Here is a 22,062-nt window from a genome sequence, read left to right as displayed (position 1 = left end):
CCCGGAATCAGGCTGGTTCGTTGAGCCCCAGGTCGAGGGGCTCGGCGTGCTCATGTAGCCCGCTCACCTCGGCGCGGGCCACCCAGCGCCGGTGGACGCCCCGCTCGATCCGCTCCATGCCGAGCGCCCGCGCGACCGGCAGCCGCCCGCCGGTGTATTCGAGCAGCAGCTCGCCTTCGCGCTCGTCCCGTACGAGACAGGGGGCGCCGTGCCACTCGCACATCGGCGCGACGTGGAAGATGGCCTCGCACTCCTCGGCGGGCACCGACCGGACGAAGCGGCCCGGAGCCCGCTCCTCGAACCCGTCGGCCGGCCCGTCGCCGAGCAGCCGGATCAGCGGCCCGTCGTGTCCCGGATCCGGATTCGCCGGATACTCGGCTCCTCGCCAGCGCGCCCGGTAGGAGCTCGCCGGGGCCTGCGCCGGGTGCTCGCCGGGCAGCCAGCGGCCGAGGTCGCCGTCGTAGACCGCGCGTACGACCTCGGTCCCGGCTGCGGTCAGCTCGACGATCTCCGAGCCGTGCGGCAGGCGTACGGCGTCCACCTTGTACTCGCGGACCAGGGAGTCCACGTTCGGCGCGAGGCCCATGCCGACGAACGGCGGCTCCTCGATGACCCAGCCCGCCACCGCCGCCATGCCCGCCTCGTCGGTCCCGCCGTACGGCGTGCGGTAGAGGTTCAACCCGACCGTGCGCCACCGCAGCAGGAACAGCGAGCCCTCACCGCTGATCAGACCGTCGTCGGCGCCCCGGCCGAGTGCGTCGGCGAGCACGGCCGGCGTCGCCACGTGCGCGACGTCGAGGGCGTGGTGGCAGTAGCCGGAGACGCGCGACTCCCCCTCGCCGAGATGGGTCCGCAGGTCGTGCGGCGTGAGCGGCTTCTGCACGACCGGCAGGGCGGGCTCGGGCTCCGCCCTGCGGTCCTGGGCGAGGGTGGGGACCGCGAGCCTGGCGACGGTCCCCGGTTCGAGCAGGAACCGCACCGGCAGGCCGGGGTTGACGGCGAGGCCCCACCGGGGATCGGGCCAGCCGGCGGCCAGCTCGACCAGCGAGGTGACCCTGACCCGCGACAGTCCCGTGGCCGCCCGCATCGCCTCGACCGACGTGTAGGCGGGCAGCCACACCCGGTCGGGCGCGGTGATCGTCGGCCAGGCGGCGTCGCCGTCCGGCGGCGCGGGCAGCGCCAGCTCGGTGTCCCTGAGCATGCCCAGGCAGACCCCGAGGTCACCCGCCTCGTACGCCGCCCCGAGCCGCCGTTCGAACACGCTCGCGGTCCACTCCATCAGAGGGTCATCGGAGGCATGAAGGACGGCGTCTTCGGCATGTCGTCCACATCGGGAAGGGGATCGGTGAGACCGCCGGTGGTCCCGTCGAAGGCGACCTTGGCCTTGGTGAAGTCGGGCGCCTGCATCGTGATGGCCTGCATGCCGGGGAGCTTTTGCTGCGTGCCGGCGAAGAGGTAGGTGACTCCCGTGAAGATGGCGGCGACCTTCCAGCTCACCTTCCCCAGGGCCGCGAACACTCTCTGCGCGACCCGCGACAGGGAGGCCATCGCCCCTGTCACAACGGGCTGGATCGCGGCCAGCGTGATCGGGTTGGCCCTGGAAGCGGCGCTGGCGCTCGCCAGCGTCATCGCCGCCCCGCCGATCGACAGCGAGATGTAACTCGCCACCGTATAGAGCTGAGCCGCGGAGTCGAGGCTGTCGCCGACGCCCTTCATGCCCCTGTCCAGCCCGTCGAGCTGGCTGTCCAGCTCGGTGAACTTCTGCTTGACCGCGGTCAGCATCCGCCCCTTCAGATGGTCGTTCGACTCGAGCGCGGTGAGCTGTCCGTGCAGATCCTTGCGCAGCTGCCCGATGTCGGCGGGCGCCTGGCCGTCCTCGCCGCCCTCGTTGCGCCACTCGCGCGCGCCCCGCGACATGGAGTCGGGATCGGAGATCATCGTGGCGAGCAGTCCCGCCAGCGACAGCGCGCTCGGCTCAAGCATCGCGGCCGTGGCCGCCAGGCCGGCGCCGGTGATGAAATTGCTCCGGGCGCTCCAGATGTCCACCATGGCCTAGATCTCCTCGTGCATCCCGAGGACGGGGGGCGCCACGTCCTCGTCGCCGAACCAGGTGCTCTCGTCCTCCGGCACCGCCGGGCCCCGCCCGCGTTCCTTGCCGTCGTCGTTGCTCCCCGCACCCGCGCCCGCCATCGGGGCGTACGGCATGCCGGTCATCCCGCCGGTCCCCACCCCGCCGCGGCCGGCGGTCCCGTAGCCGGCGGCTCCGCCCGTGCCGGAAGTGCCGGAGCCGTACCCGCCGGTGCCCGTGCCGGTGCCGCCGGTGCCGGGCCAGTTCCCCGTGGTGTAGTCGCCCGCGCCGTATCCGGTCGTACCGAGGTTGGGGACCGTCGGGACGGACGCGGGGTTCGGGTTGTAGGCCGAGAGAGCGGTGCCGCCGGGGCCGGTCGGGTTCTGGGTGTCGAGTCCGTTCTGGTCGAGCCCGTCGAGGCCGGTCCGGCCGAGCCCGGTGCCGTTCGGGTCGAGACCACTGCCGCCCAGGCCGTTGCCGTTCGGGTCGAGGCCGTTGCCGCCCAGGCCGGTGCCGTTCGGGTCGAGGCCGTTGCCGTTTCCACCGGGAGTGGGCAGGGTGCTCCCGTCAGGCAGGTCCGGATGCCGCAGGCTGTCGTCGAGGTCGGTGCCCAGCTTGTCCTTCGGCAGTTTCCAGTTGTCGCCGAGGCCGGACCCGACCTTCGGCAAGCCACCGCCGCCGAGTCCCAGGCTCTTGGGGTCGATCCCGGGGCCCTTCGTGCCGTCCTTGCCGGTCCCGCCCGAGCTCTGCTTCTCGGCCTCCTTGGCGTTCTCGACGGCCTGGTCGAGTGCTGACTTCCAGGACTCCAGGACCTCTTTGCCCTTCGCCACCGCGTCGGCCGTCTGGTTCCGCAGCTGGCTGTGCACGCCGTTCAGGCCGCCTCCGATCACGCCGAAGGTCAGCATCGGAAGGTGGATGTTCTTGATCCGGCCGCTCGTGTCCGCCAGGACCTGCCCCCGGCCGGCCACGTCGTTGCCGAACTTCGTGACCTCGCCGTAGTCCATCTTGAACTCGGGATCGCTCAGGCGGGGGTCCACCGCGCCGCCCGCTCCCATCGAGGTCGCGAGGCCGGCGAAAGGATTCGTCGCGCCCCCACTCGTATCGGTCACAGCACCCTCCAGCCGATTCCCGGCAGATTGCGTTTTCAACTACTTACGGCCGAGTCACCACAAAGCTCGCAAATCGTACAAATCCCCTAACCGGCCGTCTGACAAAAGCGCAAGAGACGTGACAAAATCTTAATCTCGGACAGCCCCGGCAAGCCCCCCACTGATCCATTACTGTGACTTTTGGGTCATCACCCGACCCTCCTGGTCGGGGGAATTCGACAGGATCAGTGGAGGTGACCATGTCGCACTCTGGCGCAAGCCAGGCCCAAGTGAGCCGGCACGACCTGGACGAGGCGATCACCTGGATCGGCGACGCGGCCGAGAACATCCGCGGCATCCAGCGCTACTTGGACAGCGCCGGCGAGAACCTCAAGGTCCACTGGCAGGGTGAGTCGCACCACGCGTTCAACAAGGTGCACCTGCTGTGGCACGAGCGCATGGACGTCATCCTGGGCAGCCTGCAGACCCTCGCGGAGAGCATCAGGGCGAACAACAAGAACTACGCCGAGTTCAACGCGCAGGCGACCGCCGAGATCAACAAGATCGAGGCGCTCATCAACCAGGCCCCGCCCGCCTCGTACAGCCGCTGAGCCCGAGACGACCACCAGGAACGGACGGAGAGCGCGACGGTGGACTTCGACATCACAAAGGTCAACTTCAGCGGTCTCGACACCGGCGAGACCGAGTTCCAGAACGCCTTCAACAGGCTGGTCACGGAGCTGGAGAACCTCGAGAACAAGCTCAACACCAAGACCGCGATCTGGCAGGGCAGCGCCAAGGACGCCTACGACCAGACCAGGCGGATCTGGCAGCAGGAGGCCAAGGGCCTGTCGGACATCGTGTCCCTGCTGGCCAAGAACATCAACATCACCAACATGAACATGCAGGACGTGGAGCGGATCAACGCCGCCATGTTCGACGGCAAGTAGAGCGGACGTCCGACGGTACGGCCGGCGGCACCGGCGATCTCTCCGCCGGCGCCGTCCTCGGCCGTGAACGGGAGGGTGACGCATGTCCGGAGGCGTAGAGGTCAGCCGTACGGCCCTCAGGAACGCCCGCAAGGACTTCGAGGAGGCGCTCGAGCTGCTGGCGCCCGGCGCGTCCAAGCGCGAGGTGACGCCGGTCGCCTTCGCCGACGGCGGCGCGGTGAAGAAGCTGATCTCGCAGCGTGACGCGGTCGGCGGGTTCTGGCCCGCGGCCATCGGTTTCCACACGAGTCTGACCAGTGCGGAGGGCGCGGTCACCGCCGTCTACGCGGAGATCGCCTCGACCCTGGGCATCGCCGCCGAGCGTCTGGAGCTGGCGATCAGGAACCTCGACGCCGGCGAGCAGGCGGGCGTGCAGCAGGCCGGCACGGCGGAGGTCTAGCCGTTTTACGGGGAGCGGTTAAGGAGGCGTCTTGGCCGAGAGGAAGATGCCGATCAGGGCGGCGTTCGACGCGTCCGACCCGGGCGTCGTCATGTTGGACACCCTGCGCACCGCGCTCGGGAAGACCGACCCCGAGCTGATCAGAGCGGCGTCGGGTGAGTTCAAGGGTGTGCACGAGAAGCTGAAGTCCGTCGTCGACACCCTCGACAGGCATCTGGACGCGCTCGACAAGCACTGGACCACGGGCGACGACGCCAAGCAGGTGAAGGAGCAGCTCCGCCGGCTCAGGAGCTCCACGGTCGCGGTGATGAACGCGATCGTGGAGACCTCCCTCCCCGGCGGGCGCGCCGGACCGCCCTCGACACCGGGCGGCGTGGTCCCCGCGCTGGACGTGTACGCCAGCTCGCTCAACCAGTTCCGGGGCGAGAACGTCCCGAAGCCCACCAAGAGCGACGTCGACTGGTACGACGCGGCCCTGGAGGCCGGGGCGGTCGGCGCCGCGGGCGGCGCGATCGCCGGGTCTCCCTTCGCTGGCATCGGGGCGGTCCCCGGCGCGGTCATCGGCGGCGTGGGCGGGTTGATCGTCGGCGGCATCGGCGGCGCGATCGGCTCGGTCTTCGGCGACGGTCCCTTCCTCAACCTCTTCGGGGAGTCGAAGGAGGAGAAGGACATGAAGGCGGCCGAGGAGCATCTCAAGAAGCTCACCCAGGCGACGCAGGCCGCCAACGACCTGTTCCCCGCCTCGCTCGACACCGACGTGCCGAAGTTCGACGTGACGCCGCCCAAGTTCGACCCGTTCACCGGCCCCGGGGGGAGCCTCCCGGGCGGGAACGTCTCCACCGATGTGGGCGGCCCGGGGAATCTCGGGTCGCTCGGCGACCTCGGGACCGGCCCTTCGGGCAACGTGCCCGGCTTCGACGTCGGCGGGAACGGCGGCTACCCGCCGTACGGGCTCGGTGACGGACCCGGGTCGGGGCTGGGCGGCGACGGGCCGAACGGGAACGGACTCGACGGCGGCGGATCGGACGGGACGGGCCTGAACGGGCTCGACGGCTCGGGACTCAACGGGGCGGGCCTGAACGGGACGGGTCTCGGCGGCAACGGCGGCGGGCCGAACGGCGCGGGTCAGGGCACCAGCCTGGCCGCCCACACCCCGCGGCTCGACGGACCCGGCGGCTTCGGCGGCGGTGGGCCGGGCACGGGCTACGGCACCGGCTTCGGCGCCAACGGGTACGGCGGAGCCGGAGCGGGCGGCGGCAGCGGGTCCGGGGCCGGCGGCGTCACCGGCGTGAACGCGGCGGGTCTGCGGCCCTCCGCCGGAGGCTCGATGCTGCCGGTCGCGCCGCACGGCGCGGGCAAGGGCGAGGAACGCGAGGAACGCGAGCGGACCACCTGGTTGCTGGAGGACGAGGACTTCTTCATGAGCGACCAGCCGACCACCTCCCCCCGCATCGACAGGACATGATCGAGAAAGGTGTGACGTGACCCATGACGCGGGCGGCGGATCACCGCCGCCGAAGCTGCGGCTGCCCGAGGGCTGGCCGGGTCTCGACGGGAGCCCGGACGGCGCGGCGGGCGGGCCGTACATCGAGCACACCCGGGTCCTGCAGGTCCTCAAGGGGCTGCGGGAAGAGCTCGGGAGCCTGCGCGGTCGCGCTCCGGCGAGCATGAGCGCCACCTGGAGCGGCCCGGGCACCGCGGGTGAGGTCCAGGGCCTGACCAACGTCGGCCCGGCCGAGGCCGGCCCGTGGGACGCGGCCAAATATTTCGGGCTGAACGCCGAACAGGCCCACGAAGTGCTCAGCGGCAAGTACCAGCTGCTGATCGACCGGGTCGAGGCGCTGGTCACCGCCGTCGAGCGGGCGGTCGCCAACTACGAAAAAGGCCACAAGAGCAGCAGCGCGTGAGCCAGAGGGCAGGGAGATAGACCGCGATGGGATCCGACTCCGGCTGGGAGCTGATCAAGATCTACGAGACCCTGTACGGGCTCGACCCGGGCAACCTGACCCGGGAGCAGATCAAGCAGAAGCTCGACGCCGCAAAGCCGGACGACGTGGGCAGGGCCGGCCAGACGTTCCTCGACGCCGCCGACCTGGTGGGCGGGACGATCGGCGGCAACGGCCCGTCCGAGGCCGGCATCCAGGCCGCGCTGAGCAGGACGGCCAAGGAGCTCTCCCAGGTGTGGCGCGGCCCGGCCGCGGTCGAGGTGCAGTCGGCGCTGCGCGCGCTGTACGCCACGGCCGGCGCGCTGGGTGACGCCATGGCGTCCAGCGGGGCCGCCATGTCCTGGTACGCGAGCGTGGTGAAGGAGGCGCAGGCCAACTTCCCCGCCGCCACGGACAAGAGCGGCGAGGGCGCCGGGGGCGGCACCACGGGAAGCCCGCCCGCCGATGCGGACGAGGCCGCGCGTAACCACTTCCGCAAGCTCAACGAGGACATCCAGCAGGCGAACAACGCCTTCGCCGACGGGCTGGCCTTCGAACTGCCCGCCATCGAGCCGATGACCATCGACCTCACCCAGTCGCCGCGCATCCACCCGGGCGGCACGAACGCGCCCACGACCCATCCCGGCGGAGTGTGGCACGGCGGCGACACCGGTTCGGGGTCCACCACGGGCGGCTCGGGTTCGACCGGCGGCCACTCGGGGTCCGGCGGCTCGGACGGGTCCGGCGGTTCGCACGGCTCCAACGGTTCGGACGGGTCGAACGGCTCCAACGGTTCGGATGGATCGCACGGTTCGGATGGCTCAGGCGGCTCGAACGGGTCCGGCGGAACCGGTGACCCCGGCACGGCGCCGCAGTCCACGGGTCCCGGCGGCTCCTCGGGCAGCGGGAACGGCTCCGGCGACGGGCAGGGCACGGCTCCGCCCGTGATCGGCGCCGACGACCGGACCAGCCTGGCCAACACACACCCCATGACCACCGCCCCCGGCGGCACGAGCCCGTCCGTGCTCACCGGCGCTCCCCCCGACGTGCGTACGCCCGTCGGGACGGTCGGGCCCGGCACCACACTGCCGCCCGGCGGGGTGATCGGCACGTACGGCGGGCAGCGCGGCGGTTTCGGGACCGGATTCGGCGTCGGCGGCGCCCAGGCGGGCGAGCCCGTCCTCGGCGGCCTGCGGCCCGGCCAGGCCGGCGCGGGCTCCTCCTTCATGCCCTACGCCCCGGGAGGCGCGGCCGGGTCGGAGGGCCGGGAGGAGCGCGAGCGGGAGATCTACGACCCCGAGCCGGACGTCTGGCGGGTGACGAGCACCATCAGCCCCGACCGCATCGGCTGAGGCCCCGCCCGCGGCGGCCTCCCCGCTGGGTGAGCCCGGCGGGGAGGTCAGAGACCGAGCCTGGCGCTGATGCGGTCGAGCTCGCCGAGCACGTCCTCCGCCGTCCGGTCGAAGGCCGACTCCGCCTCCCTGACCTGGGCGAGCACGGCCTCCGGGTCGTCCAGGAACCTCGTCTGGTCGCCCTCCTCCCCGAGTGCCTCGGCCATGGCCCGGTTCATCTGCCGGTACAGGTCGTCGGACGCGGCGCGCATCGTCTCCTTGATCCGTTCGGCCAGTTCGCCCGAGCTCAGCCGCATCGCCTTGGGATGAAGCTCCAGCTCGCTCAGGCCCCGGCTGGAGAACTCCACGCTGACCAGGCCGTCCTCGTCCCTGGCCCGGCCCACGAGCGAGGAGAGGGCTTTCTGGAGCTGTTCGACGGCCGCGATCCTGGCGTCCGCCCGCTCCCTGAATCGCTCGATGTCGAAGTCGTCGAATCCGCCGCCGGCCATTTGAGCCCCTTTTCCCCGCGATTTCCGAACACCGGCAAGTTAACGCATTCCAGGCAGGCGTACGGGGTCTACGAGCTCACCCGTTACATGTCAGTGAACATCCGCCTAATTTCCGCTTTCTACCTGCGAAAACGTCATCCCGGCGCGTGGCAGGGGCGCGCAGCCCGGTGATAGGGAAGATCACGTGTCATACGGTGAACCCTCGCCAAGCCGGTCACCGGCGGTCTCCGCGACGGCGTCGCCCACCGGCTCGGTGAGCGCGACGCCGAGCCCGTCGGCCTCCCCGGTGCCGTCGGCCTCGACCGCCCCGCCGACGTCCGATCCCACCTCCGCGGCACCCTCCGCGGGGTCGTCCAGCGGGGTGCCCACGGCGACGGCGACACCGACGTCCTCCGCTTCCCCGGCTCCGTCCGTGCCCTCGATGGTCAGCCCGTGCCCGCACACCCCGCGCTGCCCGCCTCCCGGCCCCTGCCTGCCCGACTCGCTGCGCGTACGGCAGACGGGCGCGCCGCAGACCCCGAAGCCGACGGCCCCGGCCACGCCCCCCGCCGGCCGGAGCACCGGCCCGAGCGCCGGCTCGTCCGGCCTGCCCGGCTACGAGGTGGCCACGGGCTTCATCAGGAAGTTCGCCGGCGCGGTGGGCGGCTCCGCCGACGGCGTCCGGCGGCTGAGGGACGCCACGCCCCGCTTCCAGGGCTGGAACCTCGCTCCGCTCGCCGGGGTCCCCATCGTCGGGCTCACCTTCGTCCACCGGTTCAACTCCGTCTCCGAAACGTGGTCGAACGCCGCCGGCGTCCTCGGCGACGCCCTGCACAGGGACGGCGAGACCCTGGTCAGGGCCGCGGACAACTACGTGGCGGCGGAGAAGGCCAGCAGGGCGGCCATTCAGAAGACGCGCGTCTGAGAGGATCCGCATGTCGACCCCGCCCAGCGAGCCGGGCAAGCTGTTCGTTCCCGGCCGGCCCACCTCGGGCCCCAAGGAGCTCTACATCACGGACTCGAGCGGCAACGTCCAGCGAGCCGTTTCCGTGGCACCGGCCGAGACGGCCGACACGGCCGCCGCCTCCGCCGCCACCCGTACCGATCCCGGCTTCTTCAAGAACCTGGTCAAGGGGTTGAACCCGCTGCGGCAGCAGACGCGTACCGCGGCGGCCATGTCCGGGCTGGGGGTCGCGGCCCTCGCCCTGGACGTGGCGGCCACGCTGAACCTCGGCAACCCCTTCCTCTTCTACGACCGGCGGGAGCTCTGGAAGGAGATGGGAGGCCGGCTGGAGAGCGGCAGGTCCGACATCTGGTTCTCCTACTTCCAGGACGTCAGCCCCAACTGGAAGGGCCACGCGGCTGACCTGCTCGGGCGGCGGGTCCGCTTCAACACCACGGTCCTGTACGAGAAGCTCCACGGGGTCACCGGCGAGATGAGCAGCGCGATGCACAGCCAGTTCAAGGAGGTCCTGGAGTACGACCTGTCGGTGTTCGGCCTCTACGCGGCCACTGCGCCGATCCTCCGTACGCTGGCGGCGATGAGCGCGCACCCGGCCGGGCGGGTCGCGCTGATATCGCAGGTGGGCGTGTTCGCCAGCGCGCTGGGCAACCTCGTCAAGCAGTTCGCCGACATCTACATGGCCTCCGAGGGCGACCTCAACAAGGCGGAGCAGAAGCTCAACGACCTGCAGGCCGCCTTCTTCGAGGGGGGCGACCCGGCGCGGGGTCGCCGCGACCTCACGCTCACCCCCGCCGTGGCGGACCGCGCACACGTCCTCGACTACTGGCAGCCGGCGAGCAAGGACCCCGAATGAAGAACACGGCCGCGTTCCACGAGGGCAGGGAAGGCGACGTCGCCGGCCTGGTGCGGGAGGTCCAGGGCCGTGTCGGCGCGCTCGCCGACCTGCTCCACGGGCTGAACGAGGAGGTGATCGAGGGGACCGACGCCACGGGCGCCGTGGTGGCCCGGGTGTCCGGAGCGGGCCTCCTGCTCGGGCTGACCATCGACCCGCGGGCGATGCGCGACCTCGACCACGTCGCCATGTCCGCCGCGATCCAGGGCGCGATCGGCGCCGCGCGGGGCGAGACGGGCGAGCGGCTGGCGAGGGCCATGGAGGAGTTCGCCGAATCGCCCGCGCCCGGCGACCCGCTCGCCCCGTACGTCCAGGCCCTGCTGCGGGAGGAGTGACCGTGGACGAGATGCGCGGGCTCCGGGCGCGCATGGAGCGGCTGACGGCCGCGGCCGCCTGGATGGACGAGCTCGCGACCGAGTGGAGCACGCGGGAGTACACCGGCAGGGCCGACGAGGGCCGGATCACGGCGACCGTCGACGCCGTCGGCACGCTTCGCGCCGTCGACATCCACCCGCTCAGCATGCGCAGGCTCGACAGCCGCGCGCTCGCCGAGGCCGTCCTGAAGGCCGTACGACGGGCCGAGGCGGCCGCGGAGGCGGCGAAGGAGGAGATGCTGCGCGGCGGGCTGGAGGCCGCGGGGGTGCCGCACGTGGCCGCCCTCCTCGGCGACGCCCGCCGCACGTTCGACGAGCGGGCGTCGCCCGAAGGCGCCGATCAGCTCTGACCGGGAACACCGCCCCTCCTCGGCGGCCCCTCACGCGTGGACCCACTTCGAGAGCTCCCTGATGCTCAATTTTCTGAATAGTCATATTCTTGACTATCAAAGAGCGGAGGGAGCGGTTCCATGGCCTTACGGCACGCCGTCCTCGCGGCGCTGCTCGACGGGGAGCTCAGCGGCTACCAGCTGGCCAAGGCGTTCGACGTCGGTGTGGCGAACTTCTGGCACGCCCTGCCCCAGCAGCTGTACGCCGAGCTGGCCAGGCTGGAGAGGGAGGGGCTGGTCGCGGGGCGGCAGGTGGTCCAGGAGACCCGGCCCACCAAGCGCCTCTTCCACGTCACGGACGCCGGGCTCACCGAGCTGGAGCGGTTCGCGGCGGCCGCGTCGAAGCCGTCGTTCATCCGCGACGACCTGCTCGTCAAGGTGCAGGCGGCCGACCACGTCGACGCCGGGCCGCTGATCCGGCAGGTCGAGGAGAGGGCCGCCATGGCCGAGGCCAAGATCGATCTGTTCCGGCGGATCCTCCGGAAGATGCGCGGCGGCCTGGGCGAGGAGGAGTTCCTCCGCACGGGCGGGCGCGTGGGGCCATACCTGACCTGCCTGCGCGGTCTGGCCTTCGAGGAGGGCAACCGCGACTGGTGCCTGCGGACCGCGGCGATCCTGCGGGAAAGGAGCGCGGCCGGGCCGGGCGAAGGAACCGCGGCCGTGACACGAGAGGGGACCACGCGGGCCCCCGGAAGCCCGGAGGTGGCCAATGCCGAGCGGTGAGCGCCTGCGTTACGTCGCCCTCGGCGACAGCCAGACCGAAGGGCTCGGCGACGGCGACCCCGCCCACCCGCGGGGCTGGGCCGACCGGCTCGCCGAGCGGCTCACGACCGTGGACCCGGAGGTCACGTACGCCAACCTGGCGGTGCGCGGGCGGCTCGCCGGGGAGGTGCGATACGAGCAGCTCGCGCCGGCCCTGGCCCTGCGCCCCCATCTGGTCACGGTCGTCGCCGGCGTCAACGACCTGATCAGGCCCCGCTTCGACGCCGCCGAGGTGGCCGGGCACCTGGAGGCGATGTTCGCCGGTCTCACGGCCGCAGGGGCCCGCGTCGCGACCCTCACGTTCCCGGACGTCGGGAAGATCACGCCGATCGCCCGGCCGCTCCGGTCGCGGGTGTTCGAACTCAACGACCGCATCCGGGCGGCGGCGGCACGGCATGGGGTCGTGGTCGCCGAGACGGCGCCCCACGCCGTCTGCACCGACCCCCGGCTGTGGAGCGCCGACCGGCTGCATGCGAGTCCGCTCGGCCACGAGCGCATCGCCGCGGCCGTGGCCCACGCGCTCGGCCTGCCCGGCAGCGACGACGGCTGGACGCTGCCCCTGCATCCCCCGGTGGATCCGGCCGGGTGGCGGATTCTGGGCGCCGAGTTGCGCTGGGCGGGCACGTTCCTCGGCCCGTGGCTGGTGCGGCGCCTCCTCGGCAGGTCGTCCGGCGACGGTCGTACCGCCAAGCGCCCCGCGCTGCTGCCCGTGCGGCCGGCCGCGTGACCTCCGGCGGGAGGCCACCGGCGACCAGCGCATCCGGGAGATGCCGTCATGCGATCCGAGGGGTCAGCCGGACAGGCCGCGCACCCATGTGTACAGGTCGAGCACGCCCAGCGTGAGCGGGACCAGCGCGACGATCAGCAGCGCGTCGAGGATGTCGGCCGCCCGCCCCCAGAACGGCGAGGGCCTGCCCGTGGGCAGCCAGAGACCGAGGCCGAGCACGAGCAGGGCCGTCCACAGCACCCCGATCGTCACGGCCACCTCGGTGACGGCGTCGGCGCCCGTGCCCAGCGCGAACGCCAGGGCGGCGGCCCCGGCCGCGGCGGCGAGGACCATCCACAGCCGCTGGGCGACCCCCGCGAAGACCCTCGCGCGCATGGCCAGCGCCAGCGCCAGCGTCGCCGCCGTCACGCGGGCGACCCAGCCGCCGTGCTGGACGAGCAGCAGCTCCCCCGCGAGACCGGCGAGCGCGATCGCGATGACCATGCCGGTGGCGTACCGGTGGGCCTGCGCGGTCCGCTGGAGCACCAGCGGGCCGTCGATCCGCTGGTTGTCGCTGCGCAGCTCCTCGGCGCTGGTGGGCAGCGGCGGCAGCGGCACCCTGGCCATCCGGAACGACAGCGTGGGGATGAGCGGGCTCAGCGCCAGCAGTGCCGTCGCGACCACGGCCGCCGCCCCGGCGCCCGATCCCCCGAACACCATCACGCACCCGGCTCCGACGGCCCCGGCGACGGACGCGACCGCGACGCCGAGGAAGCCGGCCACGCCGTCGGCGATCAGCACGCCGCCGACGGTCGCCACCAGCGCGGTGTACGCGAGCCCGGCCAGCAGGTTGGGCGCCCCGAGGACCAGCACGGCGCCCGACGCGCCGGGCGTGAACAGCCCGGCCAGGAAGCCGTGCGGCAGGGCCGCGTAGCCGACGAGGGCGCCGGCGGTGGGCCGGCCGACGGCCCTGGACACCACGGCCCCGGCGGCGAGGAGCAGCACCGCGACGGCTCCGGCCACTCCGGCGGTGAGCCGCGGCGGGGCCGCCGCCAGCGCGAGGACGACGGCGCCGAGCGCGAGCAGCCCGGCGGCCACGCCCATGCCGAGCAGCCTCGTGTGCCGCGGCTCCCACCTGCCGCCGCCTTCCTTGGTCCCGGTGGCGACGACGTCGGCCACGTCGTCGTACACCGCGGGCGGCAGCACCGCGTCGCGCGGGCGCAGGTAGAGGACCTCTCCGTCCAGGACGCCCAGCGCGCCCAGGCTCTGGCCGAGGTCGAGCGGCGGGCCGCCGAGGCGCTGGAGCACCCAGCCGGGGGCCGCGGCCGCGTCGCCTCCCGCCTCGCCGACCGCCCGGAGCAGTCCGGGCATGACGTGCGGCAACGGGATGTCCGACGGCAGCGCGAGGTCCGCCTTCCTGCGCGGGGCGACCACGGTGACGTGGCACAGGGGCGGCAGCGGCACGGTCGCCTGTGGCAACGCGCCCTGCTGAACCGGGCCATGTTGAACCATGCCCTGCTGGACGACACCCTGCTGGATGTGAAGGGGGGCCGGCGATGACACAGCGGGAATCCTCTCCCGAAGATCTCTCTGACAGCCCGAAAATATCGGCAAACCTGGTAGAAAAGTCAGTCAGATGAGCATTGTCGTGGTCTCGCGTCCCGAACGCCGCCCGGGCCCCAAACCACCCCGTGGCGAGATCCTCCTGGAATCCCCACCGGAGATTCCCGAGGTCCAGCCGCAGGGTCTGATGTCCATGCTCACGTACGTGCCGATGCTGGCCGGCGGCGCCGCGATGGCGCTGATGTTCACGGCGGGCGGCACCGGCAACCCCCTCATGTACGTGGCCAGCGGGCTGTTCGCCGTCTCCATGGTCGGCATGAGCGTCGGCCAGCTCGGACGCAACGCCGGCGAGCGCAGGAACCGGCTCAACGGGCTGCGCCGCGACTACTTCCGCTACCTGGGCCAGATCCGCAGGAAGGTCCGCAGGGCCGCCGTGCAGCAGCGGGAGGCGCTGGAGTGGAGCGGGCCGCCGCCCGACTCGCTGTGGTGGATCGCGATGGGACCGCGCCTGTGGGAGCGCAGGCCGCGCGACGACGACTTCGCGACCGTACGGCTCGGCACCGGCGTGCAGAAGCTGGCCATCCAGCTCGTCCCGCCGGACACCAAGCCGGTGGAGGACCTCGACGCCCTGTCGGCCGGGGCGCTGCGCCGGTTCGTCCGGGCGCACGCCACGGTGTCGGAGCTGCCCGTCGCGGTCGCCCTGCACTCCTTCGCCCGCATCCACCTCACCGGCGACCCCACCGCGATGCGCGAGCTGGTTCGGGCCGTGATCGCGCAGCTCGTCGTCTTCCACTCCCCCGACGACATGCGGATCATGATCTGCGCGAGCAAGGAGTGGATGCCCCACTGGGAGTGGGTGAAGTGGCTGCCGCACGCCCTGCACCCCGAGCAGGCCGACGCCGCGGGCCAGGTCAGGCTCATGGCGGAGAACCTCGCCCACCTCGACGCGCTGGTCGGGGAGGAGCTCAGGGAGCGGGCCAGGTTCCGGCCCGGCGCCTCCGCCGATGCCCTGCCGTACCACGTGGTGATCGTGGACGGCGGGCACGTGCCGCACGACAGCCAGCTCGGCTCTGACGCCATCCAGGGCGTGACCGTGATCGACCTGTCCGGCGTGACCGGGCCGGCCCCCGAGGCGATCACGCTCCGGCTGGACGTCCAGCCCGACGGCTTCCACATGGTCAAGATCGACCACGCGGGACGGCGGTCGAGCAACCGGCTCGGCGACCCCGACAGCCTCGGCTATGCCCAGGCGGAGGGACTGGCCCGGCAGCTCGCGCCGCTGCGCGCCTCCGCCGGCGCCCAGGGCGAGGCGCAGGACGTGCTCGGCGTCAACACCTCGCTCACCGACCTGCTCGGCGTGGGCGACCCCGTCCATCTCGATCCCGCGGTGATCTGGCAGCCCCGCGCCGGCCGCAATCGGCTGCGGGTGCCTATCGGCCTGGGCGCGGACGGACGGGTGGTCGAGCTCGACATCAAGGAGTCGGCGCAGGGCGGCATGGGGCCGCACGGCCTGGTCATCGGGGCGACCGGCTCCGGCAAGAGCGAGCTGCTGCGCACGCTGGTGCTCGGCCTGGCCATCACGCACTCCTCCGAGATCCTGAACTTCGTGCTGGTCGACTTCAAGGGCGGCGCCACGTTCCTCGGCCTGGAGTCCCTCTCCCACGTGTCGGCGGTCATCACCAACCTGGAGGACGAGCTGCCGCTCGTCGACCGCATGCACGACGCGCTGCACGGCGAGATGGTGCGCCGCCAGGAGCTGCTGCGCGCCGCGGGCAACTACGCCTCGCTGCGCGACTACGAGCGGGCCAGAGAGCAGGGCGCGGATCTCAAGCCGATGCCGACCCTGTTCGTCGTGATCGACGAGTTCAGCGAGCTGCTCACCGCCAAGCCCGAGTTCATCGACCTGTTCGTGATGATCGGACGGCTCGGCCGCTCGCTCGGCGTGCACCTCCTGCTGGCCTCCCAGCGCCTGGAGGAGGGCCGCCTGCGGGGTCTCGACACCCACCTGTCGTACCGGATCGGCCTGCGCACGTTCTCGGCCATGGAGAGCCGGGTCGTGCTCGGCGTCGCCGACGCCTACGAGCTGCCGCCCGCGCCGGGCAACGGCTACCTGAAGTACGACACCACGGGGATGACCCGGTTCAAGGCGGCCTACGTGTCCGGCCCCCACCACGCCGACCCCACGCGGTCCGCGCCCGGCGAGGCCGGCCGCCCGGTGCGCGACGTGGTGGAGTACGGCACCGCCTTCGCGCCCGTGGAGGTGACCGAGACGCCCAGGGAGCTGGCGCCCGCGGAGGAGCCCGGCGGCTCGCGGCACAGCCTGCTCGACGTCGTGGTCGGCCGGCTCACCGGCCACGGCCCGCCGGCGCACCGAATCTGGCTGCCCCCGCTGGCCGAGTCGCCGACGCTGGCCCACCTGCTGCCGCCGCTGTCCGTCACCCCCGACCTCGGCCTGACCACCGCGAGCTGGGGCGGCCGGGGGATGCTCCACGCGGTCGTCGGCATCGTCGACCGGCCGTTCGAGCAGCGCCGCGACCCCTATTGGCTGGACCTGTCGGGAGGCGCGGGCCACGTCGGCGTCGCGGGCGGCACGCAGAGCGGCAAGAGCACGGTGCTGCGGACGTTGATCACGAGCATGGCCCTGATGCACACGCCGCGCGAGGTGCAGTTCTACTGCCTGGACTTCGGCGGCGGCTCCCTGGCCTCGCTGGAGGCGCTGCCGCACGTGGGCGGCGTCGCGAGCCGCCTCGACGCCGACCGCGTCCGCCGTACGGTCGCCGAGATCTCCACGATCCTCGAGCGGCGTGAGGCGGACTTCGCCGAGCACGGCATCGAGTCCGTCGCGGCCTACCGGCGGATGCGGGCCGAGTCCGGCCGCGACGGCGACGGCTGGGGCGACGTGTTCCTGGTGGTGGACGGCTGGCTGACGCTCAGGCAGGAGTTCGAGTCGCTCGAACCCGTCGTCACCGACATCGCCGCCCGTGGCCTCGGATACGGCATCCACGTGGTGGCGGCCACCAACAAGTGGTCGGAGTTCCGGGCGAGCATCCGCGACCTGTTCGGCACCAGGGTCGAGCTCAAGCTCGGCGACGCCTACGAGTCCGAGGTGAACAGGAAGGCGTCGCTGGCGGTCCCCGAGAGCATACCGGGACGCGGCCTCACCAAGGAGGGGTTGCACTTCCTGTCCGCGCTGCCGCGGATCGACGGCGTGCAGAGCTCCGAGGACCTCGCCGCGGGCGTCCGCGGGCTGGTGCACGCGGTCAGGGACGCCTGGCAGGGGCCGCCCGCGCCGGCGATCCGGCTGCTGCCACCGGTGCTGCCCGCGGCCTCGCTGCCCGGCCTCGACGAGACGGGACCGAAGATCCCGATCGGCATCGACGAGGCGACGCTCTCGCACGTGCTGCTCGACTTCGACGCCGACCCGCACTTCGTCGTCCTGGGCGACACCGAGAGCGGCAAGTCGAACCTGCTGCGGCTCGTCGCCGAGGGGCTGGTGGCCAGGCGGCAGCCGCACGAGGCGATGATGATCGTCATCGACTACCGCAGGTCGCTGCTCGACTCGGCCGCGACCGCCCACCGCATCGGCTACGCGGCGTCGAGCACCGCCGCCCAGGAGCTGATCAACAACGTGCGCGGGGCCCTGCTCAAGCGGCTGCCTCCGGCGGACCTCACGCCCGAGCAACTGCGGGACAGGAGCTGGTGGCAGGGTTCGGACGTCTACATCGTCGTGGACGACTACGACCTTGTCGCCACCTCGTCCAACCCGCTGCTGCCTCTGGTGGACCTGTTGCCGCAGGCCCGGGACATCGGGCTGCACCTGGTCCTGTCGCGCCAGATGGGCGGCGCCGGCCGGGCCATGTACGACCCGGTCATCCAGAAGCTGAAGGACATGGCCAGCCCCGCCGTCATCCTGTCCGGCAACAAGGACGAGGGCTACCTGTTCGGCAACGTCCGGGCGCATCCGCTGCCACCCGGCCGGGGCTACCACGTCGACAGGAGGTTCGGCGCGCGGCTCGCCCAGACCGCGTTCCTGCCTCCTCCCGGGGAAGAGTGACAGGCTGAGAGGAGCGGTACGTGGCCGGTTTCGACATCCACTTCCAGGCGCTCGAAAGCTGCCGTACGGCGGTGAGCAAGGCCTGGGGCCAGTACGAGAGCCTGCACGGCGGCCTGCCCGAGACGCCCGGCACCCGGGCGGCCGCCTTCGGGCACGTGGACGGCGCGGCGGCGCTGGCGGCGGCCGTCGACACGGCCTACGCCGCGCTGACCGCGGAAGCGGCCGACGCGAGGACCAAGCTGAAGGGCGTGGAGCGGGCGCTGGAGAGCGTGCAGGACAACGTCCGGACGGCCCACAAGGCCACGTCCACCTCGATGCAGGTATGAGTGGCGTTTCGGACCTGCCGGGTGGCGCCGAGCTGGCCGCCATGGCGCAGAAGGTGAGCGGCGATCCCGGCGACATCCGCGACATCGCCGGGAAGTGGCGCGGCGCGGCCCGCGACGCGCAGGACTACGTAGGCGGCGTGGGCCGGGCCGTGCGCACCGTGGACGCCGCGTGGCAGGGCCGCTCCGCCGATGCCTTCGTCGGGTACATGAACAAATACGGCAAGGCGGCCGACGGCCTCCACGACGCCCTGGTCGCGTGTGTGGGCGCGCTGGAGAAGGTCGCCACCGCGCTGGAGAGCGCCAAGTCGAAGATCGACGGCATCTGCGCCGACGTGGTCGCCGAGGCGGCGGCCTACCGAGGCCGGAACCAGGATGCGACGGACAAGGAGCTCGAGAACGGGCTGCGGGGCATCGTCTCCCGGGGCGTCGAGGACGCCCGGCCGCACCTGGAGCAGGTGACCACGGCCGTCGGCGACGCCACGAAGACGCTGAGCTCCCACCTGGGCGCCGACTACCGCGACGGCGCGCTCACCTTCGCCAAGATCCCGGACCCGGGCAAGCAGGAGTTCGTGCCCCGGCACGGGCACACCGTCGACTGGCAGCGCACCCCCGGCTACACGGGGGGTGACACGGCGCACCCGACGTACGCCTCGTACGGCCGGACCGGCCTGAGCGGCGTGAGCGGCTCGGGCGGGAGCGGCGGCTTCGGCGGCTACGGCCCGAGCGGCCCGCCGCCGGCCGGCGGCGGGCCCGCGCCCACCGGACAGGTCAAGGAGTGGATCGAGCAGGCCATCGAGATCCTCACGGCCCAGGGCTACCCCGTCGGGAAGATGAACCGGGACGACATCTGGATGATCATCCGGCACGAGTCGGGCGGGAACCCCCACGCGATCAACAACTGGGACTCGAACGCGGCCGCGGGAACCCCCTCGAAGGGGCTGATGCAGACCATCGACCCCACGTTCGACCGGTGGTCCCTGCCGGGGCACAAGGACATCTGGAACCCGGTGGACAACATCATCGCGGGCGTCCGCTATGCCGTCGCGCGCTACGGCTCGGTCTCGGCCGTCCCCGGTGTGGTGGGCATGAAGACCGGCAGCGGATACCGCGGATACTGATCGTTCAGGCGGCGGGGAAGTCGGTGGCGGGCGCGCTGAGCGCGGTGGCCTCGACGTTCGCCCGCAGGGCCTCGACCTTGGCCGTGGCGTAGGAGTAGGCGTCCGAGCCGAGGAGCTGCCGCAGCGGGCCCTCCCCGGCCAGGACCCGGCCGATGATCGCGCCGGCGCCCTTGACCGGGTCGCCGAGCTGGCTGCCCTGCAGCTCGAGGTGGTCGAGGGTCATCTCGCGGATGGCCGGATAGTGCGCGGTCGTCTCGGCGGGCAGGGCGAGCGAGTGCTCGGTGAGGAACTCCGTCCGGAAGTAGCCGGGCTCGACGATGGTGACCGTGACGCCGAAGTCCGCCACCTCGGCGGCGAGGGCCTCGCTCAGCCCTTCCAGTGCGAACTTGCCCGCGCAGTGGAGAGCCCAGCCCGGGACGGCGGTCAGGCCCAGGATCGAGGACACGTTGACGATGTGGCCGCCGCGTTGCTCGCGGAGGATGGGCGGGGCGGCGCGCAGCACGTTCCACACGCCCACGACCTGGACGTCGAGCATGTCGCGGACCTCGCGGCCCGGCCCTGGCCTGGAAGGAGTCGTCGCAACGCTACTTGCCTGGGCCAGAGTGGTGATCGTTGAAGGCTTCGGGGCTGGTGCCGAACCACGCCGACTTCACGGAACCCCGAGCATGTCAGGCCCTCGTGATGTCGGCGCGGCATCGCAGGCCGTCGAAGAGGAGTGCGGTTATCCGTGCGGCGTCCTCACGCCAGCCTTCCGTGGCGCGCAGGTTGCAGACGCCTCCCATAGCGCGCAGGAGAGTCCTGCCGTCGACGTCGGCACGGATCGTGCCTGCCCCGGAGCCTGCGGCGAGCAAGCGGTCGAGACAGGCGGCCATCTGTGCGCGCGCGTCGACGAAGACCGGCGAGTCTGTCGCCATGATGCTCGCAAGCGCGGCGGCCATTCCTTTGCCGATCGCAGCATGCTCCACGAGCAGGAGCAGGAATTGCCGCAGGGCCTCGTCCGGGGCGTGCTGTTCCAGGAGTGCCGGTGGCGCGGCGCACAGTTCGGCGACCTCTTGCCGATAGACCTCCTCGACGAGGGCCTCACGCGTTTCGAAGTGGCGGTACAGCGTGCCCACAGCGACGCCGGCCCGCCGGGCGATGTCCTCGACGTGCGCATCGGCCTCGCCGGCGAGGAATGCATCGCGTGCCGCGGCGAGGAGGGCGTCCCGGTTGCGGCGGGCGTCGGCACGCAGCGGTCGTGACGATGGCAACAGGTGCTCCTTAAGGTGAACCTGGTTCAGTATAGTTTCCGGAGTCCGGTTCACATTACTGAAGGAGCAGTAGTCATGGCAGTACCAGAAGAGGGTCTCCGCGGCTTGCGCGTGCTGGTCACCGGCGGAAGCCGCGGCCTGGGGGCGGCCACCGCGCGCCGTTTCGCCGATGCCGGCGCACAGGTGCTGACCGCCTCACGCAGCGCGCCGCCGGAAGGCTTCCCGGCGACGTTCATCCCCGCGGATCTTGCGACCGAGCAGGGCGTGGCTGTACTCGGCCGACGAGTGATCGACGCTGTCGGCGGGGTGGATGTGCTGGTCAACAACGCGGGCGCGACGACCGGCGCGGTGCCGACGCTGCGGCGTTCCGACGAATCCTGGCGCTCCGAACTCGACATGAATCTGCTCAGCGCGGTGCGCCTGGACCGGGTACTGGTGCCGGGGATGGTGGAGCGGGGCTCCGGCGTGGTCGTGCATGTCTCGTCGATTGCCAGCCGGGTGCCGCAGCCGTCCGAGGCGCCGTACGCGGCAGCGAAGGCGGCGCTCAACGTCTACAGCCGCGAGTTGGCCACCGACGTGGGCAAGCACGGCGTGCGCGTGGTGTGCGTCCTGCCGGGTTTCGTCGTCACGGAGGGGTCGACGGAGCACCTGCAGAGAATCGCGGACAGCCAGGGCACCGGGCTGGAGAAGGTCAAACAGCAGATTGTGGACCACCTGAACGTGCCGATGGGGCGGCCGGGCGAGCCCGAGGACGTCGCGGAGATGATCGCCTTCCTCGCTTCACCGCGCGCGAAATGGCTCACCGGTGCCGAATTCCGGGTCGACGGAGGCATCATCCCGGCGGTGTGACCGATCACCGCCGGCAGTCCTCGAGGCTCACCCCCACCTCGTACGACCACGAATCTCGAAGTGAGGAAGTCATGAAATTCACCCTGAGTGCGGTGCTCTTGGAGGCTGCCGAGCTGGAGCCCGAGAGCGCCTTCTGGCATCAGTTGCTGGGCGGCGCCATCACCCGGACGCAGACCCATCATTTTCTCCGGATCGACGGGTTTCCGGCGTTCGTGATCCAGCTGGCTCCAGAGCATCTTCCACCGCAGTGGCCCGGCGGCCGTTCACAGCAGATGCACGTCGATCTGGCGGTCGACGATCTGGAGGCCGCGGACCGTCTGGCGGTCTCTGCCGGGGCCCGTCGTCTCAGCCCCGAAAGCGATGATGCTGTCTCACCGGCCGCAGGCTCCCGTGTCTACGCCAGCCCCGCCGGGCACCCCTTCTGTCTCCGCGTCGGATGAGACGGCATGACCGCCTCCGGCACCGGCATTTGCCACTCGCGGTGCCGGGTCTCGTGACCGTCGTCATCGACGCCCTGGACGGCTGG

The 22,062-nt window shown here is 72.0% G+C and carries 25 protein-coding genes; 17 read left to right on the top strand and 8 right to left on the bottom strand.

Annotated features, from left to right (window positions below; translation table 11 throughout):
• Nucleotides 1–7: 7 nt before the first annotated feature.
• The 3 genes from QSK36_RS05670 to QSK36_RS05660 are packed head-to-tail and all read right to left on the bottom strand — an operon-like array spanning nt 8 to nt 3,177.
• Complete coding sequence (locus tag QSK36_RS05670; RefSeq protein ID WP_285781571.1) at nt 8–1,279, bottom strand: SseB family protein; 1,272 nt, start codon at nt 1,277–1,279, stop codon at nt 8–10.
• Nucleotides 1,279–2,049: a hypothetical protein gene (locus QSK36_RS05665; RefSeq protein ID WP_285781570.1), complete on the bottom strand. Its 771-nt coding sequence runs from the start codon at nt 2,047–2,049 to the stop codon at nt 1,279–1,281. The genes QSK36_RS05670 and QSK36_RS05665 overlap by 1 nt, the downstream gene beginning before the upstream one ends.
• 3 nt (nt 2,050–2,052) lie before the next feature.
• The gene (locus tag QSK36_RS05660) at nt 2,053–3,177 is read right to left on the bottom strand and encodes a hypothetical protein (protein WP_285781569.1); all 1,125 of its coding nucleotides are present in this window, start codon (nt 3,175–3,177) and stop codon (nt 2,053–2,055) included.
• A 239-nt stretch (nt 3,178–3,416) separates the two neighbouring features.
• Between QSK36_RS05660 and QSK36_RS05655 the strand changes: the two genes are divergently transcribed.
• From QSK36_RS05655 to QSK36_RS05630, 6 genes are all read left to right on the top strand, one after another.
• Nucleotides 3,417–3,767 carry a WXG100 family type VII secretion target gene (locus QSK36_RS05655; protein ID WP_182898652.1) on the top strand — a complete coding sequence of 117 codons (351 nt, stop codon included), beginning with the start codon at nt 3,417–3,419 and terminating at the stop codon, nt 3,765–3,767.
• Nucleotides 3,768–3,806: 39 nt separating this feature from the next.
• On the top strand, nt 3,807–4,106 hold the full coding sequence (locus QSK36_RS05650; protein ID WP_139573466.1) for a WXG100 family type VII secretion target: 300 nt from the start codon (nt 3,807–3,809) through the stop codon (nt 4,104–4,106).
• Nucleotides 4,107–4,188: 82 nt separating this feature from the next.
• A complete protein-coding gene (locus QSK36_RS05645; RefSeq protein ID WP_183534552.1) occupies nt 4,189–4,545 on the top strand; it encodes a hypothetical protein in 357 nt (118 codons plus the stop codon).
• Nucleotides 4,546–4,576: 31 nt separating this feature from the next.
• Complete coding sequence (locus tag QSK36_RS05640) at nt 4,577–6,010, top strand: WXG100 family type VII secretion target (RefSeq protein ID WP_285781568.1); 1,434 nt, start codon at nt 4,577–4,579, stop codon at nt 6,008–6,010.
• A gap of 16 nt (nt 6,011–6,026) precedes the next feature.
• Nucleotides 6,027–6,452, top strand: coding sequence for a hypothetical protein (locus tag QSK36_RS05635; RefSeq protein ID WP_183534549.1), 426 nt, complete (start codon nt 6,027–6,029; stop codon nt 6,450–6,452).
• Nucleotides 6,453–6,478: 26 nt separating this feature from the next.
• Complete coding sequence (locus QSK36_RS05630; protein ID WP_285781567.1) at nt 6,479–7,822, top strand: hypothetical protein; 1,344 nt, start codon at nt 6,479–6,481, stop codon at nt 7,820–7,822.
• A 47-nt stretch (nt 7,823–7,869) separates the two neighbouring features.
• Here QSK36_RS05630 and QSK36_RS05625 read toward each other — a convergent pair whose 3' ends face one another.
• Both QSK36_RS05625 and QSK36_RS05620 read right to left on the bottom strand, forming a co-directional pair.
• Nucleotides 7,870–8,310: a YbaB/EbfC family nucleoid-associated protein gene (locus QSK36_RS05625; RefSeq protein WP_139573471.1), complete on the bottom strand. Its 441-nt coding sequence runs from the start codon at nt 8,308–8,310 to the stop codon at nt 7,870–7,872.
• 180 nt (nt 8,311–8,490) lie between these two features.
• Nucleotides 8,491–8,754 carry a hypothetical protein gene (locus QSK36_RS05620; RefSeq protein WP_183534546.1) on the bottom strand — a complete coding sequence of 88 codons (264 nt, stop codon included), beginning with the start codon at nt 8,752–8,754 and terminating at the stop codon, nt 8,491–8,493.
• Here QSK36_RS05620 and QSK36_RS05615 point away from each other — a divergent pair.
• The 6 genes from QSK36_RS05615 to QSK36_RS05590 all read left to right on the top strand — a co-directional run bounded on the left by QSK36_RS05615 (nt 8,732) and on the right by QSK36_RS05590 (nt 12,397).
• The gene (locus QSK36_RS05615) at nt 8,732–9,214 is read left to right on the top strand and encodes a hypothetical protein (protein WP_285781566.1); all 483 of its coding nucleotides are present in this window, start codon (nt 8,732–8,734) and stop codon (nt 9,212–9,214) included. The genes QSK36_RS05620 and QSK36_RS05615 overlap by 23 nt on opposite strands.
• A 10-nt stretch (nt 9,215–9,224) precedes the next feature.
• Complete coding sequence (locus QSK36_RS05610) at nt 9,225–10,106, top strand: hypothetical protein (RefSeq protein WP_139573473.1); 882 nt, start codon at nt 9,225–9,227, stop codon at nt 10,104–10,106.
• Entirely contained in the window at nt 10,103–10,480 is a 378-nt protein-coding gene (locus QSK36_RS05605; protein ID WP_285781565.1) for a YbaB/EbfC family nucleoid-associated protein, read from the top strand. Before QSK36_RS05610 ends, QSK36_RS05605 begins: the two co-directional genes overlap by 4 nt.
• An 11-nt stretch (nt 10,481–10,491) precedes the next feature.
• Nucleotides 10,492–10,869 (top strand): YbaB/EbfC family nucleoid-associated protein, encoded by a 378-nt coding sequence (locus QSK36_RS05600; RefSeq protein WP_285781847.1) that lies wholly within the window; start codon nt 10,492–10,494, stop codon nt 10,867–10,869.
• 120 nt (nt 10,870–10,989) lie between these two features.
• The gene (locus QSK36_RS05595) at nt 10,990–11,631 is read left to right on the top strand and encodes a PadR family transcriptional regulator (protein ID WP_285781564.1); all 642 of its coding nucleotides are present in this window, start codon (nt 10,990–10,992) and stop codon (nt 11,629–11,631) included.
• The gene (locus tag QSK36_RS05590; protein WP_285781563.1) at nt 11,618–12,397 is read left to right on the top strand and encodes an SGNH/GDSL hydrolase family protein; all 780 of its coding nucleotides are present in this window, start codon (nt 11,618–11,620) and stop codon (nt 12,395–12,397) included. Before QSK36_RS05595 ends, QSK36_RS05590 begins: the two co-directional genes overlap by 14 nt.
• 63 nt (nt 12,398–12,460) lie before the next feature.
• Here QSK36_RS05590 and eccD read toward each other — a convergent pair whose 3' ends face one another.
• The gene (gene eccD / locus QSK36_RS05585) at nt 12,461–13,939 is read right to left on the bottom strand and encodes a type VII secretion integral membrane protein EccD (protein WP_285781562.1); all 1,479 of its coding nucleotides are present in this window, start codon (nt 13,937–13,939) and stop codon (nt 12,461–12,463) included.
• A 73-nt stretch (nt 13,940–14,012) separates the two neighbouring features.
• Here eccD and eccCa point away from each other — a divergent pair, with 73 nt between their 5' ends.
• From eccCa to QSK36_RS05570, 3 genes are read left to right on the top strand one after another with little or no spacing between them, the layout of a single operon-like run.
• Nucleotides 14,013–17,993, top strand: a complete 3,981-nt coding sequence (eccCa, locus tag QSK36_RS05580) for a type VII secretion protein EccCa (RefSeq protein ID WP_285781561.1) — start codon at nt 14,013–14,015, stop codon at nt 17,991–17,993.
• Nucleotides 17,994–18,013: 20 nt separating this feature from the next.
• Nucleotides 18,014–18,319, top strand: a complete 306-nt coding sequence (locus QSK36_RS05575; RefSeq protein WP_139573479.1) for a hypothetical protein — start codon at nt 18,014–18,016, stop codon at nt 18,317–18,319.
• Nucleotides 18,316–19,437 (top strand): WXG100 family type VII secretion target, encoded by a 1,122-nt coding sequence (locus QSK36_RS05570; protein ID WP_285781560.1) that lies wholly within the window; start codon nt 18,316–18,318, stop codon nt 19,435–19,437. Before QSK36_RS05575 ends, QSK36_RS05570 begins: the two co-directional genes overlap by 4 nt.
• A 4-nt stretch (nt 19,438–19,441) precedes the next feature.
• Here QSK36_RS05570 and QSK36_RS05565 read toward each other — a convergent pair whose 3' ends face one another.
• The gene (locus QSK36_RS05565; protein WP_285781846.1) at nt 19,442–20,038 is read right to left on the bottom strand and encodes an SDR family NAD(P)-dependent oxidoreductase; all 597 of its coding nucleotides are present in this window, start codon (nt 20,036–20,038) and stop codon (nt 19,442–19,444) included.
• Between the two features lie 67 nt (nt 20,039–20,105).
• Nucleotides 20,106–20,687 (bottom strand): TetR/AcrR family transcriptional regulator, encoded by a 582-nt coding sequence (locus tag QSK36_RS05560; RefSeq protein ID WP_285781559.1) that lies wholly within the window; start codon nt 20,685–20,687, stop codon nt 20,106–20,108.
• Nucleotides 20,688–20,762: 75 nt separating this feature from the next.
• Here QSK36_RS05560 and QSK36_RS05555 point away from each other — a divergent pair, with 75 nt between their 5' ends.
• Together QSK36_RS05555 and QSK36_RS05550 are read left to right on the top strand one after the other, a co-directional pair.
• Nucleotides 20,763–21,536, top strand: coding sequence for an oxidoreductase (locus QSK36_RS05555; protein WP_183534526.1), 774 nt, complete (start codon nt 20,763–20,765; stop codon nt 21,534–21,536).
• A 71-nt stretch (nt 21,537–21,607) separates the two neighbouring features.
• Nucleotides 21,608–21,976 (top strand): VOC family protein, encoded by a 369-nt coding sequence (locus tag QSK36_RS05550; RefSeq protein ID WP_285781558.1) that lies wholly within the window; start codon nt 21,608–21,610, stop codon nt 21,974–21,976.
• Nucleotides 21,977–22,062: the final 86 nt, after the last annotated feature.

Source organism: Microbispora sp. NBRC 16548 (assembly GCF_030268985.1).
GTDB lineage: Bacteria > Actinomycetota > Actinomycetes > Streptosporangiales > Streptosporangiaceae > Microbispora > Microbispora catharanthi.
Note: the sequence above shows the minus strand (reverse complement) of the source record. Positions and strands in the feature narration are given on the sequence as shown.

What these genes read in the sequence shown, in the direction of transcription:
- QSK36_RS05670 (WP_285781571.1), bottom strand. Translation starts at nt 1,279, where the DNA reads ATGGAGTGGACCGCGAGCGTGTTCGAACGGCGGCTCGGGGCGGCGTAC.
- QSK36_RS05665 (WP_285781570.1), bottom strand. Translation starts at nt 2,049, where the DNA reads ATGGTGGACATCTGGAGCGCCCGGAGCAATTTCATCACCGGCGCCGGC.
- QSK36_RS05655 (WP_182898652.1), top strand. Translation starts at nt 3,417, where the DNA reads ATGTCGCACTCTGGCGCAAGCCAGGCCCAAGTGAGCCGGCACGACCTG.
- QSK36_RS05645 (WP_183534552.1), top strand. Translation starts at nt 4,189, where the DNA reads ATGTCCGGAGGCGTAGAGGTCAGCCGTACGGCCCTCAGGAACGCCCGC.
- QSK36_RS05630 (WP_285781567.1), top strand. Translation starts at nt 6,479, where the DNA reads ATGGGATCCGACTCCGGCTGGGAGCTGATCAAGATCTACGAGACCCTG.
- QSK36_RS05625 (WP_139573471.1), bottom strand. Translation starts at nt 8,310, where the DNA reads ATGGCCGGCGGCGGATTCGACGACTTCGACATCGAGCGATTCAGGGAG.
- QSK36_RS05615 (WP_285781566.1), top strand. Translation starts at nt 8,732, where the DNA reads ATGGTCAGCCCGTGCCCGCACACCCCGCGCTGCCCGCCTCCCGGCCCC.
- QSK36_RS05610 (WP_139573473.1), top strand. Translation starts at nt 9,225, where the DNA reads ATGTCGACCCCGCCCAGCGAGCCGGGCAAGCTGTTCGTTCCCGGCCGG.
- QSK36_RS05605 (WP_285781565.1), top strand. Translation starts at nt 10,103, where the DNA reads ATGAAGAACACGGCCGCGTTCCACGAGGGCAGGGAAGGCGACGTCGCC.
- QSK36_RS05600 (WP_285781847.1), top strand. Translation starts at nt 10,492, where the DNA reads ATGCGCGGGCTCCGGGCGCGCATGGAGCGGCTGACGGCCGCGGCCGCC.
- QSK36_RS05595 (WP_285781564.1), top strand. Translation starts at nt 10,990, where the DNA reads ATGGCCTTACGGCACGCCGTCCTCGCGGCGCTGCTCGACGGGGAGCTC.
- QSK36_RS05590 (WP_285781563.1), top strand. Translation starts at nt 11,618, where the DNA reads ATGCCGAGCGGTGAGCGCCTGCGTTACGTCGCCCTCGGCGACAGCCAG.
- eccCa (WP_285781561.1), top strand. Translation starts at nt 14,013, where the DNA reads ATGAGCATTGTCGTGGTCTCGCGTCCCGAACGCCGCCCGGGCCCCAAA.
- QSK36_RS05570 (WP_285781560.1), top strand. Translation starts at nt 18,316, where the DNA reads ATGAGTGGCGTTTCGGACCTGCCGGGTGGCGCCGAGCTGGCCGCCATG.
- QSK36_RS05555 (WP_183534526.1), top strand. Translation starts at nt 20,763, where the DNA reads ATGGCAGTACCAGAAGAGGGTCTCCGCGGCTTGCGCGTGCTGGTCACC.
- QSK36_RS05550 (WP_285781558.1), top strand. Translation starts at nt 21,608, where the DNA reads ATGAAATTCACCCTGAGTGCGGTGCTCTTGGAGGCTGCCGAGCTGGAG.